This window comes from Streptomyces sp. NPDC005151 (assembly GCF_053599875.1).
Window position 1 is genome coordinate 1 of sequence record NZ_JBSFYR010000142.1, and the last position, 12,342, is coordinate 12,342.

General features: G+C 70.6%; 10 protein-coding genes and 3 pseudogenes. 4 read left to right on the forward strand and 9 right to left on the reverse strand.

Annotated features, from left to right (window positions below; genetic code table 11):
- Positions 1 to 255: 255 nt before the first annotated feature.
- From fxlM to ACWD6R_RS37615, 6 genes are all read right to left on the reverse strand, one after another.
- Entirely contained in the window at positions 256 to 2,349 is a 2,094-nt protein-coding gene (gene fxlM / locus ACWD6R_RS37590; protein WP_451822855.1) for a methyltransferase, FxLD system, read from the reverse strand.
- 27 nt (positions 2,350 to 2,376) lie between these two features.
- Positions 2,377 to 3,642: a lanthionine synthetase C family protein gene (locus ACWD6R_RS37595; protein WP_451822856.1), complete on the reverse strand. Its 1,266-nt coding sequence runs from the start codon at positions 3,640 to 3,642 to the stop codon at positions 2,377 to 2,379.
- Positions 3,639 to 6,725, reverse strand: a complete 3,087-nt coding sequence (locus ACWD6R_RS37600; RefSeq protein ID WP_451822857.1) for a lantibiotic dehydratase — start codon at positions 6,723 to 6,725, stop codon at positions 3,639 to 3,641. The genes ACWD6R_RS37595 and ACWD6R_RS37600 overlap by 4 nt, the downstream gene beginning before the upstream one ends.
- Before the next feature lie 99 nt (positions 6,726 to 6,824).
- Positions 6,825 to 6,986 carry a hypothetical protein gene (locus ACWD6R_RS37605; RefSeq protein WP_434593617.1) on the reverse strand — a complete coding sequence of 54 codons (162 nt, stop codon included), beginning with the start codon at positions 6,984 to 6,986 and terminating at the stop codon, positions 6,825 to 6,827.
- A 205-nt stretch (positions 6,987 to 7,191) separates the two neighbouring features.
- The gene (locus ACWD6R_RS37610) at positions 7,192 to 7,533 is read right to left on the reverse strand and encodes a hypothetical protein (protein WP_451822858.1); all 342 of its coding nucleotides are present in this window, start codon (positions 7,531 to 7,533) and stop codon (positions 7,192 to 7,194) included.
- Positions 7,526 to 8,026: an ATP-binding protein gene (locus ACWD6R_RS37615; protein WP_451822859.1), complete on the reverse strand. Its 501-nt coding sequence runs from the start codon at positions 8,024 to 8,026 to the stop codon at positions 7,526 to 7,528. Before ACWD6R_RS37615 ends, ACWD6R_RS37610 begins: the two co-directional genes overlap by 8 nt.
- Before the next feature lie 266 nt (positions 8,027 to 8,292).
- Between ACWD6R_RS37615 and ACWD6R_RS37620 the strand changes: the two genes are divergently transcribed.
- The 3 genes from ACWD6R_RS37620 to ACWD6R_RS37630 all read left to right on the forward strand — a co-directional run bounded on the left by ACWD6R_RS37620 (position 8,293) and on the right by ACWD6R_RS37630 (position 10,495).
- Entirely contained in the window at positions 8,293 to 9,165 is an 873-nt protein-coding gene (locus ACWD6R_RS37620) for a helix-turn-helix domain-containing protein (protein ID WP_451822860.1), read from the forward strand.
- A complete protein-coding gene (locus ACWD6R_RS37625; RefSeq protein WP_451822861.1) occupies positions 9,166 to 9,396 on the forward strand; it encodes a DUF397 domain-containing protein in 231 nt (76 codons plus the stop codon).
- A 388-nt stretch (positions 9,397 to 9,784) separates the two neighbouring features.
- Complete coding sequence (locus tag ACWD6R_RS37630) at positions 9,785 to 10,495, forward strand: IS6 family transposase (RefSeq protein WP_451822863.1); 711 nt, start codon at positions 9,785 to 9,787, stop codon at positions 10,493 to 10,495.
- A gap of 131 nt (positions 10,496 to 10,626) precedes the next feature.
- Here the strand turns inward: ACWD6R_RS37630 and ACWD6R_RS37635 are convergent.
- Together ACWD6R_RS37635 and ACWD6R_RS37640 are read right to left on the reverse strand one after the other, a co-directional pair.
- Positions 10,627 to 11,331: pseudogene (locus ACWD6R_RS37635) on the reverse strand (transposase family protein); the annotation flags it as partial.
- A gap of 83 nt (positions 11,332 to 11,414) precedes the next feature.
- Positions 11,415 to 11,750: an NIPSNAP family protein gene (locus ACWD6R_RS37640; RefSeq protein WP_451822862.1), complete on the reverse strand. Its 336-nt coding sequence runs from the start codon at positions 11,748 to 11,750 to the stop codon at positions 11,415 to 11,417.
- A 138-nt stretch (positions 11,751 to 11,888) separates the two neighbouring features.
- Here ACWD6R_RS37640 and ACWD6R_RS37645 point away from each other — a divergent pair.
- Positions 11,889 to 12,143 (forward strand): annotated as a pseudogene (locus tag ACWD6R_RS37645) (transposase); the annotation flags it as partial.
- Positions 12,144 to 12,218: 75 nt separating this feature from the next.
- On the opposite strand, the pseudogene ACWD6R_RS37650 reads toward ACWD6R_RS37645, so the two are convergent.
- A pseudogene (locus ACWD6R_RS37650) lies at positions 12,219 to 12,342 on the reverse strand (IS6 family transposase); the annotation flags it as partial.

The window sequence follows — 12,342 nt, forward strand, 5'->3', positions numbered from 1 at the left end:
TCTACCAGCGGTCCCGTTCCGCATGTAATCCCAGATCAGCGCACATCCGCACGCGCTTGGACAGTGCCCCGACCAGCCTTAACTTCCCGGCCTTGAGTCTTGACCCGACTCACCCAGTACAGCGGCAGGGGGCCCGGGCGTACGCCGGGGCCCCCTCTGTGTGTCAGGAGAAAGCTGCGGGCGGAGAGGTCCTGGTCGGCGCCGCTGAGACGGGCGGGCCACCTGGTGCCGGGCAGACTCCTGTCTAGTGTTTGATCACCAGCTGATGGTCAGCTGGGTGTCGGGCCGGGTGACACAGGCTCCGGGCGCGAGCCGGTCGTGGGGGGTTGCGGCGGGGTAGGCGGTGATGACGGGCTGAGCGGGCCGCGTCTGGCTCCAGCGGTGCAGGAGGTCGTTGACCTGGCCGGTGAGCTTGCTGCTGTCCGGGCCGTGCGTGATGATGCCCAGTTCGTCCGCGTCGTCGCTGACCGGCCGTACGGCGAGGTATGCAATCGTGCCGCCGTCGTACAGGCCCGCACCGGCCCACCGCAGCGCGGGGTCGGCCAGGCCGAGTGCGCGGGCGGCGGATCCGACGGACAGCCGGCCGAAACTGAGGCCGCTGTTGATCGTGGCGAGCCAGAGGTCGAGGTGGGCTGCGGGTTCGTCGTGACGGACCTGGATTCCGGTCCATTGCTGGTGCGCGGGGTGGGTGAGAGCCGTGGCGAGCGCAGCCTCGTCGGGCAGGTCGTCGGCGTCGAGTTTGAGGATGACGTCATCAGCGAGACGGACGTGTCGCTCGCCCATCTCCGAGGCACCGCGCATGGGCACGAACCCGCACACCGCCGCGTTAGTGCTGAGCATCCGGTCGTCGTCGGTGCGGTCGAAGACGAGCGAGCGGGTCAGGCCGCTGCCGTGCAGCCGCAGCGGGACGACGATGCGCCCGCCGACGGCGAGCTGCTGCCACCAGGCGTCGGAGATGTCCCAGGCGCCGGCTGTGACGATGATCCTGTCGAACGTCGTGCCGTTCGGGTCGCCGAGCGCGCCGTCGCCGCAGACCACCGTGACCTGGTCGTATCCGGCGTCGGCCAGGTGGGCGCGAGCGCCGTCGGCCAGGTCGTCGTCGAGCTCGATGGTCACGACCTCACCGGCCGGGCGGACCAGTTCGGACAGGAGGGCGGCGTTGATGCCGGTGGCCGCTCCGATTTCCAAAACACGCTGCCCGGGGGCGGCTTCGAGCTGTTCGAGCATGGTGGCCACGATGGTGGGGCTGGACGCGGAGGAGACGGCGGTGCCGTTGTCGGCGCGCTTGGTCACCACCGGCTTGGGCGCGTACGCCGCCGACAGATCCACCCCAGGCAGGAAGAGGTGCCGGGGCACGGTGCGGAAGGCGTCCTTGACCGCCGTGGTGCGGAAGACGCCGAGGCTGTCGATCTTGGCGATGAGGGTCTCGCGCAGTGCTCGCGGATCGACGGTCGTTTTGTCGGTGGTGTCCATGTTCACTCGCCTGACTGTAGTGGGCTGGGTGGGGCCGGTTCTGTCGTTGTGCGGGACCGCGTCGGGTATGGGTTCGCGGTGGAAGATGACCCGGCTGGCGGCGGTGGCCATGACCGCCTGGTGCGGGGCGGAGAGGCCGAGCCGGTTGAAGGCGAAGAGCAGATGGTCGGTGAGGACGGCCCGCAGCCCGCGGGTGAGGTGCCCGTGGTGGGCCAGGTCGGCGAGGGCGCGTCCGGTGTCCTCGAAGCCGGCGGGCCAGGCGGGCGTGAGAGTCAGCGGACTGCCGGGAGCGTCGGCTTCGGCGGTGAGGAGGGTCTGCACCGCGGCGAGGGTCGCCGCCGAGGGCTCCGGGCTGCCGTCGGGGCTGCGGTGTTCGGCGAGGGCGGCCCAGATGTCGCCCTGCTCGTAGAAGTCCTGCCCGGCGGCGAGCATCATGCGGGTGGCCAGCCGCATCCCGAGCTCGCGACGGTGGTCACCGCCTTCGGCCGGGCGGGCGAGGTGGCAAAGGATGTTGCGGCTGTCTGTGCAGAAGAGACTGTGCGCGATGGCCATCGCCTGGGCTCCGCCGAAGCGGCGGGTCTCCGGCTCGTATTGGACGTCATCGGCGTACGCGCGGATCGCGGCGCGGTCGGTGAGCGTCCTGGTGAGCCGCGCGAGGAAGGCGGTGGTGGCTTCGTCACGGCCGTCTGCGGGCAGGACGCGCAGCCGCCATGATTCGCGCTTTCGGATGAACCACCAGGAGGCGATGTCTCCGGTCTCTTCGGCCTCGGTCAGCAGGGGCCCGAGATGGGTCGTGGCCATCTGTTCGGAGGCCTGCCAGGTGTCGCACCACAGGTTCACCTGACGCCACTTGGCGGTGTCCGCTTCGCTTGTCATCACGCTTCCGTTCGCTGTCGGTGGTGTTCAGCCAAGGAGGAGGCAGGTTTGCCAGCCGCCGGTCGTGCCGGTGGCGATGCTGTGCAGGGTCAGGGCGATGCCTGCGGTGCCTTCGATCAGGCCGGGCAGTGCTCCGGGCGGGGTGTCGCGGGCGTGGTCGAGGAGGGTGCCCAGCAGTGCCGGGAGGCGGTCGGCGAGGTCGGGGGTGGACGCGTCGGCGGCGGCATGCCAGGCCGTGGCGAGGAGTCCGGCCCAGCCGTGGCAGAGGGCGGGGTCGACGATGCGGGCGAGCTGGACGGGGTCGTCCAGGCAGCGAGCCAGGGCTTCCTCGGCCGCCTTTTGGCGGACGGTATCGCCTGTAGCGAGGGCGGCGAGTTGCTGAGCGCGGGCCTGGCCGGGGGTGCCGTAGCACCAGGAGGGCCGCGCCGGCCGGTCCAGGTGCGGCCGGCCGTCGCGGAGTTCGTCGAGCGTGATCCGTTCGGGCCACCACGGGCCCGCTGGGGCTTGCTGCCGCCATGCGTCCAGCCATCGGCAGATGGTCTCGATGGCCTCGTGTTGTCCGTCGACGCTCACGCCGGCCCGCATCGAGATCGCCATGAAGGCCAGGGGCCCGGCAATGCCGTGGGCCATGCCGAAATCGGTTTGCCCGGCCGCGAAGGCGGGATCGTCCGACCCGGTGGGGACGTCGCCTGTCCACCAGCCCGGTGCGTCCGGCCCCGCCGGGTCATCGGCCGGAACCGGCCTGGTGAGCCGGACCAGATAGGTGAGGACCCGGCGTACGAGGTCACCGCCGGGGTCGCGGTGCAGCAGGTAGGCGCCCAGCCCGGTCAGCCCACGGACCAGGTCGAACTCGTACAGCGCCGGGCGCCGCTGGGCGTCCAGTCGCGCGTGGGCGGCCCTGAGCCGGGTCTCGGTGAGGTCGGCGACGGCCGCATCCAGGCTGGCGATGGCGCCCGGAGACCGGCCGGGGGCGGCAACATGGAGGGCGAAGGCAACGGCGGGGGCGCCGAACCACAGACCCGCACCGGGGCCGGCGCTGAGATCGTCGCGGGTGGCGCGGGCCAGCCACGCACGCATCTCCTCCTCGCCACCGAGACCGCGTTGGGCGCGCAGGCCGTGCAGGACGGCGACTCCGGCGGCGCCCTTGGACAGTGACTGGTCACGCCAGCGCGGGCTGTAAGGGCTGTAGTCGTCGCCGTATTCGACCGGCGGGGGCAGGGCCAGGGCGGCACTCAACTCCTCGGCCCCCGCCGCCGCTGCCTCGCGCAGTCCGCTCTCCTCCAGCACGGTCACCGGCCGCCCCCTTCGTCGTCGGCGGTCCGTGCGGCGTCAGCCAGGGCGACCGAGCGGGCCAGCTTGTGCGTCATCGCCTCGGTCTGCGGGTCGATCCCGTGGGCGCGGACGTGGTGCATGTGCAGCAGCGAGCCGAGCACCGCTTCCGGCGTCACGCGGTTGGTCTCGGGGGTGAGGCGGGCGGTGTAGCGGGAGGCCGCTGTGGCGCGGGCCGCCCAGGCCGCGGCGACAGCCGCCCCGCCCGGCAGCCTCGCCAGCACCTCGCTGTCGGCGAGACGGAGTGTCTGGCGGCGCACGTCGCGGTCCTGCGCGGGTGCACCCGCCGCGAGATCCGCATGGCCGGTCAGCCAGCGCATCCCCACTGCCCGGCCGCCGGTCACGGCCCCGGCCAGGCCGACCAAGCTGGCGGCGGTCAGAGCCTGTGGGTGGATCTCCCGGCTGGCGGACAGGCATCTCAGCTGGGCCAGGACGGCCGCGGAGTCAGCGGCGAACAGTTCCTCGGCAGCCTCCATGGCCGGCCCGGTCCCGTACCGGCCGGTCTCCGGGCGGTAGGCGTCAAAGGTGATCTCCCCGGCCAGGCCGTGCTGCCGCAGCTCGGCCGCCCAGGCCGCCACTCGTCCGGCGGCCCGCTCGCCGTCCGGGGCGTGGAGACGGATCCGCAGGTGAGGGGCGGGGTGGCGGTAGCGTGCGAACCACCACTGCGGCGGTGTCTGCCACCGCTGAAGCAGGGTGGGCACATGGGTGGTGAGGATCGTGTCGAACACGTCGGGGTGCCCGTACAGCTTCACGAACACCACCCCGGCCCTGTGGTCCTGGCCGGTGATCGGCAGCGGTGCCGAGCCGGTCAGGAACACCGGCGCGGGCTCGGGCGGCGCGGTGGCGGCCAGCGGGATGACGATCTCGTGGGCCCGGCCGTCGAGCCAGCCGTGGTCGGCGGCGGTGGGCGCCTCGGCGAGGGTGACCGGGCCACCTGCCGTCTCCAGGTGAGCCCGTAGTACCGAGCGGTCCATGGACTCGTCCAGGTCCAGCCGCATGCGGCGGTCACCGGCGCCCACCGCGATGCCGGCCGGCAGCCGCCGCTGTTCGCGCACCGCCTCCAGAACCGAAGACCACGCGGACATCGTGGCGCGGGGGCCAGGGATGTCGGCCGGATCAAGGCGCCACTGGGCCGGGGCGAGGATGCTGCGGCCATAGCGCACACGGGGCAGAAACGGCAGGCAAGCGGCCGTGCCCCAGTCGAAGGAGGTGACCGCAGGGTGGACGGAGCGCGGGATCTCGAACAGCAGCCGGGCCAGAGGCGGCATGGTGTGCCGTGCCCCGGCGTGCGGCAGCATCGGCTCCACCACCCGTCGTCGGGTGCGCGAGATGACGTACAGCCGCGTCGAGTCGGCGGTGACGGCGAGATCCGTCACCGGAACGTGCCCGTCGGCGGGCACGCGGTGCTCGGCCAGGGCGATCACGTCGGGCAGTACGGGGAGGACGCGCAGAACGTTCTCGATGCGCGGCTGTCGCGGTGGGAAGGACAGTTGGGCGGCCAGCGCACCGTGTACGCCGGGCGGTAGCGCGGCGTACAGGCCGGTCATCCGCTGCCGGTCGGATTCCTTCAGCAGGTCGAGAAACCGGCCGGTGTTGGCGGCGATCCGCCCGAAGCCGCCCACGCCCAGGGTGAACGCGCCGGCGGCGAGGGCGGTCTGCGAGGCGGCGCGGACGTCGGCCCACAGGTCCACCGCCGTCACCGGCCGCCTCGCGTCCTTGTTCCCGGCAGTGAGCGTGTCGAGGGCCCTCTGGTCGAGGACGACTTCGTCGGCGCCGTCGAGGGCGGCCTGCTGGGCCAGGGCGAGCAGGACCTCGTCCCGCGGTGATGCCTCCCGGGCCCCGGGGTGCGGCTTGCTGAAGTGGCGGGGGAAGCCGAGCCCTGTGACGGGATCGGCCAGGTCCGTGACCGGTACCAGGGTGCCGGTCCCGTACCGGCCGACGAAGCTGCCGTGATACTCGCGCCACGACCGGCTCGGACTGGGGACCGGGCTGAGCCGGATGAGGGCTTCGGCCGCCGTCGCGGCCTCGGTCGCCACCTGCTGCGGCAGCACCAGAGTGCCCCCGAGCCGCAGGTCAACCGTCAGGGGCTGTTCGACGGCAGCGCATAGCGCTCGCATCCTCCGTGCGGCCTCACGTCGGCCCCATCCGCCGACCTGGGACCCTGCGTCGTCGACCCTGTGTAACTGAGCGTGGATCGTGTGCAAATTGTGGACCAGGGGCTGTACCTCGGGCAGGTGGGAGGTGTCCGTCCCGTGCAGCCGGTCCAGGAGGTGGGCGAGGGCGTCCGTGACGGTCGAGGGGGCACGCAGGCTGCTGATCAGCACGCCCACCGCCACCAGTTCCCCGATCATCGCCTCCAGGGCCGGGTGGGCGGCGCCGGGGTGTTCGGCGGCGACCTTGTCGATCAGGTCACTGACCCGGACCCGGGATACGGCCGTGTGCCGGATCGTCCGCACGACGGGGATCAGCCGCACCGACACCTCGCCCTGCGGACCGCGGGAAGGGGCACCGGTGTGCGGCTGCCAGGGCACGATCAGCCGGTCACCTCGCTCGACGGCCAGATCGTTCATCACAACCGGCAGCTGCCGCAGCAGGGCCGGGCATCCTTCGAGGCGGGCGGTGACCTCGGCAACCCACACCGCATCGGCCCGGGCCCGTGTCCGATGACGATCGCTCCACCGCAGTGTCGGGTGCGGCGCGAAGTGCGCCGCGCTGACGCCGGCGAAGGTCCCGAAGGGGGTGGCACGGCCGCGCATGCGGACCAGATACCGGGCCAGCGCCATCGCCATGCGCCGGGCCGGCGCTACGGCGGTCGGCCGTCCGGTGAGCATCGCCTCGATCTGCTCGGCCAGCACCGGGCTGGCGAGCGCGACGGCCTCGGCCACCATGCGGTCCGTCCACACCTGTGCCAGCCACCCCGACCACTGCCCGCCCGCGGTGTCCACGCCGGGCCAGGGCGGCAGCAGCATGTCTGCGCGGTGGACGCTCGCCCGCAGCATCGCCGCGTCGACGGGCCGGTAGTACGGCGCGCGCTCGGCTGCCTTCACCCTCGTGCCTCCCGGATGGCCGGATATCGCAGGGAAATGACGTGCGGGGGCCGGCTCCGACAGGCGCACCTGCCGGAGCCGACCCCTCGTGCTCTCAGGTCAGCAGTCGCCGCCCTTGAGGGTGTCGCAGCCGTCGTCGGTGCTGCTGAGCAGTGCCGCCGCGACGGGCCCGGCGGTGACGACCGTGACGCTCAGATCGAGGTCGACAGGGGCCCCGTCGCCTGCGGCCTGCGGACGCCGGTCCGTGGTGAAGGTGTTCATGGCAAGTCCTCCTACTCATAGGGGTATTGCTCATTGCGGTAGTGCCGATGACCTGGCTCCGCCGCGCGGATCGTAGGTGTTCGCCTACGCCCCACGGGTGGTTCCTGGCCATCCCCCGCGCACGGCACCATGCCGCGTGCGGAGGGTGGTGCGGCCTGCCCGGCCCGGCCGAGGGGCTCACGGGCCGGGCAGGCCAGTTCGGGGGTCAGCCCGCGGGGGGCTGCGTCGGTGTGCCGCGCAGGATCTGGCTGACGGGGATGTTGCTGGTCGGGTCGGACAGCGCCTTGACGGCGGCCTCCAGCCGTTGCGGGTCGGCGCCCAGTTTCTGAACTGCCGCCGCCTGGAGGGTCTGGGCGAGACGGGTCTGCAGGAGGGCTTCGTGGCGGTGGATGGCCATCTCGGCGGCCAAGGCTTCCAGCGAGCCGATCTCCTTGCGCCGTGTGGTCTGCCGGGGCGGGTCGCCGAAGGTCATCCAGACCACGACCGCACGCTTGGCGGGGTCGAACTCGACCCGAAACGGCAGATGCCCGGGGGCCGGTTCAGGCACAGTTCCTCCTGGGATGAGGCAGGCGGCAGCGGATCTGCTTGCCGAGGGGGGTCGGCTCCACGCTCCAGCCGGGCGCCAGGACGTCCAGGATCCACAGGCCCCGCCCGGACTCGGACTGGTCGTTGCCCGGCGGCAGATCGCGCCGGTCGGGCATCGCGGCCGGCTCGGGGTCGTGGACCTGCACCAGGACCTGGTCGGGCTGTGCGGCCACCTGGACCACGACCGGCGTGAACGGGCCGCACAGCCGTACCGCGTTCCCGACCAGCTCGCTGGCCACCAGCCGGGCCGCGTCCGCGACCTCTTCGTCCATCCCGGCCCCGCAGACCTCCTTGAACACCTGTGCACGCATCTCGCGCAAGTGCTCGGCACTGGCGCTCATGTGCAGGACGAACCCGTCCGACCGTATGGCCAGGTAGAACCCGCACTCGGCCAGCTCCGGCGGGAACGGCGGTGGTGGATCGGACGGTCCCGGCAGGACCTGTACGTCGTGCATGTCGTGTGCTCCCCAGTGACTTGAGCGGGCGCCGCTCCGGGTCACCGGTGGGCTCCGCAAGATTCGGGTCGGCACGTCGGCCTTCCGGAGGGGCAACCCCCGGCAGTCGGCGCACGGCAGCGGCATATGCCACGAAGTGCGATGACTTGCTTACGCTTCGCTACCGTGTCGTCAGCATGCCCCGCGCAACTCGATTGGGCAACATGCCCAGTTGAAATTCCCCGGATTGGTTGTCCTCAGCCCCTGGCGCGGGTCACACTGTCGCTATGGCCTGGAAGAGGAATCCCGCCCCCAAGTCCGTCTACCGCCGCCAACTATCAGCCCAGCTCAAGGAGTTGCACGATCAGTCCGGCAAGACGCTGGCCGAGGTCGGACAGGTCATCGAGGTCAACCAGGGTTCACTCAGCCGCATCATGAACGGCGACCGCGGCACCTCCCCAGTCCTGGTGAAGGCGATGCTCGACTGCTACGGCGTCACCGACCCCGCGGTCCGGGAGGACATCCTGGACCTGGTCCGCGCAGATCAGGCACAGAAGCAGAAGTGGTGGCGCAAGTACTCCGCGGTCATCAACACCACGCAGTACGGCGGCTACCTCGAGCTGGAGCAGAGCGCGACCACGCTGCGTTCCTACGAGCCGCAGCTGATCCCAGGGCTGCTGCAGACGCCCGAGTACGCCCGCCAGGTCATCACCGCGATGCGCGTCGACCTGGACGCCAAGCAGGTCGACGCCCTGGTCGATGTCAGGATGGAACGCCAGGCACTTCTGGCCCGCGAGGACGCCCCGAAGCTGTGGGCCATCATCGACGAGGCCGCCCTGCGGCGCATCAGCGGGGCGCCGGCCGTCCTCAAGGGCCAGATCGAGCACCTGCTGGATCTCGAGCCCCGCACGAACATCACGCTGCAGCTCCTACCGTTCGACGCCGGATTCCATCCCGGCCTGTACGGCTCATTCATGCTCATGGGTTTCCCCGAGCCCAATCCGGACGTGGTGTGGGTGGAGAATCTGACCAACTCGGTGTACTTCGAGGGATCAGAGGATGTGGGGCGCTACACCGAGGTCTTCGACCACCTGCGGGCCACGGCCCTCGGCCCACCCGAGACCCGCAGCCGTATCAAGAGCATGATCAAGGAGCTGTAAGTGAGCAACAACAAGCCCAACCCCGCCGAGCTGGACTTCGCCGGCGTCACCTGGGAAAAGAGCCCGTTCAGCGGAGGCAACGACAACTGCGTCGAGTTCGGCGTGATCGGCGACCTGGTCGCCATGCGCGACTCCAAGCGGCCAGAGCAGACCCCGCTCGTGTACACCCGCACCGAGATCGCAGCGCTCCTGGCTGGCGTAAAGGCCGGCGTCTTCGACCACCTGGCCTAATGACGTAGCCGTTGCTAACAACGGCCAGCAATGAGTACGGCGGTCGGCCCCAGCGCTAGTGGGGCCAACCGCCGTCGCCATCTTCGCACTGACAGCCCGCCCGGACGCGGGCACTGCAAGCCTGGCTAGAAATCACAGCCGCCGGACTCTCCCGTCATCGAACCACGGCTCGACTCCCCACCGGCCCGCACGCTCATGCCCACGAGATGCCGCAAGTGCGGCTCGATTGTCAGACCCCTCTGGCACTCTGACTGACACGTCGTAACGACGCTCCTACGAGAGGAGTTTCGCGTTGGCCGAGAACTCTCGCGACGGCACTGTCACGTTGGCTGACCGGGTGGGATGATCTTCGGGTTGATCATGGTGGGAGGGGTCGTTCGTGGGGAGCATGTCGCCGTCGTACAGGGGGCACCGGTATCCGGTCGAGGTGATCTCGCACTGCGTGTGGCTGTACTTCCGCTTCCCGCTCAGTTTCCGTGAGGTGGAGGAGCTGATGCTCCAGCGCGGCGTCATCGTCTCCTACGAGACAGTGCGCCGCTGGTGCGCCAAGTTCGGCCAGGCCTACGCGAACGGGTTGCGCCGCCGCCGGCTCCGGCCCGGCGACAAGTGGCACCTGGACGAAGTCTTCATCAAGGTCAACGGCGAGCTGAAGTACCTGTGGCGGGCCGTCGACCAGGACGGCAACGTCCTGGACATTCTCGTCCAGAACCGGCGGGACAAGGCCGCGGCCAGGCGCTTCTTCCGCAGGCTGATGAAGAAGGCCCGCGTAGTGCCGAGGGTGATCGTCACCGACAAGCTCCGCTCCTACGGTGCGGCTCACCGCGAGGTCATGCCCTCCGTCGAGCACCGTTCCCACAAGGGCCTGAACAACCGGGCCGAGAACAGTCATCAGCCGACGAGACAGCGGGAACGCGCGATGAAAGGCTTCCGCTCCGCCGGCGGTGCACAACGCTTCCTGTCCGCGTTCAGCGGCATCTCACCCCACTTCCGACCCCGCCGCCACCTCCTCACCGCCGCCGAACACCGCCTCGAAATGACCGTCCGCTTCACCATCTGGGACCAGGTCACCGGCGCTGCCAGTCGAACCGCCGCGGTCTGAACCCAGGCCCGGCACCCGGCCCCACCACACCCCGACACACCGTCAGCACCCACGCACGCAACAACGTGACAGTGCCCCCGCCATGCGTACTGCTCGCCGAGCGGCGCTTCATCCTTCGGCTTCTTCGGCGGGGCGCTGACCTGGTCGGGGAACTCGTTTGCCAGGCCCCGGTAGCCCTCGTCGACCTCGGCACCCACCTTCGGGTGGAGCCGGAACTGCTCGGCGATGCCCTCGGTGCGCATCGCGGTCTGGTCGTGCATGCGGCCGGGCCGGTCGGCGCCCGACCACAGCAGACGTCCCTGACCATCGCTGATCGTGGTGGTCTTGATGGTGTTCTGCTTCTTCTTGCCGGAGACGAAGGCCCGCCGTCCGGGCCGGTTGGCCTTGGGGCGGCGGACTTGGGTCTCAGCCCCGTCGATCCGTAGCCGGATCCCCTCTGCCTCCGCGTAGGCGAACACGTCCGCCAGGGTCCGCAACCGGACATCCGGGCGGTCGGGGACGGCGAAGCCGCGCGCCGCCAGCAGTGGGCGGATCTCGCCGATGGCTCGCGAGACCGTGGAGCGGGCCGTGCCGTACAGCTCGGCGAGCGCGGCGTGCGGGAGCCCGGTGCGCAGGTGGACCAGGGTGACCAGCACCCGGTCGGTGAAGACCAGGTCGTACTTCGGCCCGGCACCGGCCTGCCGCTGCCGCTCGGTACCACGACGCTCACGCAGCGCGGACTCGCACCGGGCCAGCCACGGGCCGGCCAACTCCTCGATCAAATCGCCGAGATGTGTACGGACGACGCCGCAGAAGGCAGGATGGGACAAGGCCGCACGGGCCCACTTCTTGGTCACACTCGAAGAACCCGTGCGGCCGCCGTCACGTCACGGCCGCCTCGCGAACGCGACACCAAAAGCACCGTCGGCCCGCACGTGCGTCACCTGCGCTGGAACGCCCGGGCGATCTCTTCCGAAGCGTCGAGAACGATCGAGTGGCAGCCGTCGATCCGGGACACGATGGCCTCGCGCGGACCGTGCCGCCATGCGTCGCTGCCGTAGAATGTCTCCTCCTGAACGCGGTGTTCCTCAAGCGAAGCGAACGCGCGGATCAGGTACGCCTCCTCGTGCCCACCTTCTGCCACCAGGGAAGCCCCGCAGTCCACAACCCGGATACCGGCCTTCTCCAGCAACGGCACAGACTCCTCCCGCATCACGCGAACGAACTCGTCGCCGGTGCCCGGCTTCAGCCGGTACGTGCGGATCTCAAGAATCACAGCCAGTCTCCTGTGGTATGCGGGTCAACACTCGGCGCAGCACCCATGTCCGTCACCCCCTGACACTACTGGCGGCCTCTGACACCCTGACAGGGAGACCAGTTGACCATCGCCCCGCAGGCCGCTTAATCGCGGACCGAGTCGTTAGCGGGCCGGGCGGGCGCTCGTCTGTCCGGCGCTCTGGCCGCCGCGGTGTCACGCTCGACCGCACTGCGGATGCTCATGCGGCTGCCTCTGCCCCCGCTCCGGGTCCCGCGGGTCCTCGGCGTGGACGACTTCGCCCTCAAGCGCCGACACCGGTACGCCACCGTCCTGATCGACGCCGAGACCGGCGAGCGGATCGACGTGCTCCCCGACCGCAACGGGAACACCCTTGAGACGTGGCTGCGCGAGGCGTTGTCACGTTGTTGGGTGTGCGAGGGCCTGATGGCGTGCCAGGGTGTGGTCGGCTCGGGTGTCAGCCCTGGGTCAGGCCGTTGCGGCCGTGCCGACGACTGCGGTGACGTGGTCCCAGATGGCGAAGCGGATGGTCATCTCGGCTCGGTGGTCGGAGGCTGTTATCAGGTGGCGGTGGGGTCGGAAGTGGGGTGAG

Excerpts from the sequence above, each read along its gene's own strand:
- ACWD6R_RS37630 (WP_451822863.1), top strand. The coding sequence starts at position 9,785 with ATGTCGCCGTCGTACAGGGGGCACCGGTATCCGGTCGAGGTGATCTCG.
- fxlM (WP_451822855.1), bottom strand. The coding sequence starts at position 2,349 with ATGACAAGCGAAGCGGACACCGCCAAGTGGCGTCAGGTGAACCTGTGG.
- ACWD6R_RS37620 (WP_451822860.1), top strand. The coding sequence starts at position 8,293 with ATGGCCTGGAAGAGGAATCCCGCCCCCAAGTCCGTCTACCGCCGCCAA.
- ACWD6R_RS37615 (WP_451822859.1), bottom strand. The coding sequence starts at position 8,026 with ATGCACGACGTACAGGTCCTGCCGGGACCGTCCGATCCACCACCGCCG.
- ACWD6R_RS37605 (WP_434593617.1), bottom strand. The coding sequence starts at position 6,986 with ATGAACACCTTCACCACGGACCGGCGTCCGCAGGCCGCAGGCGACGGG.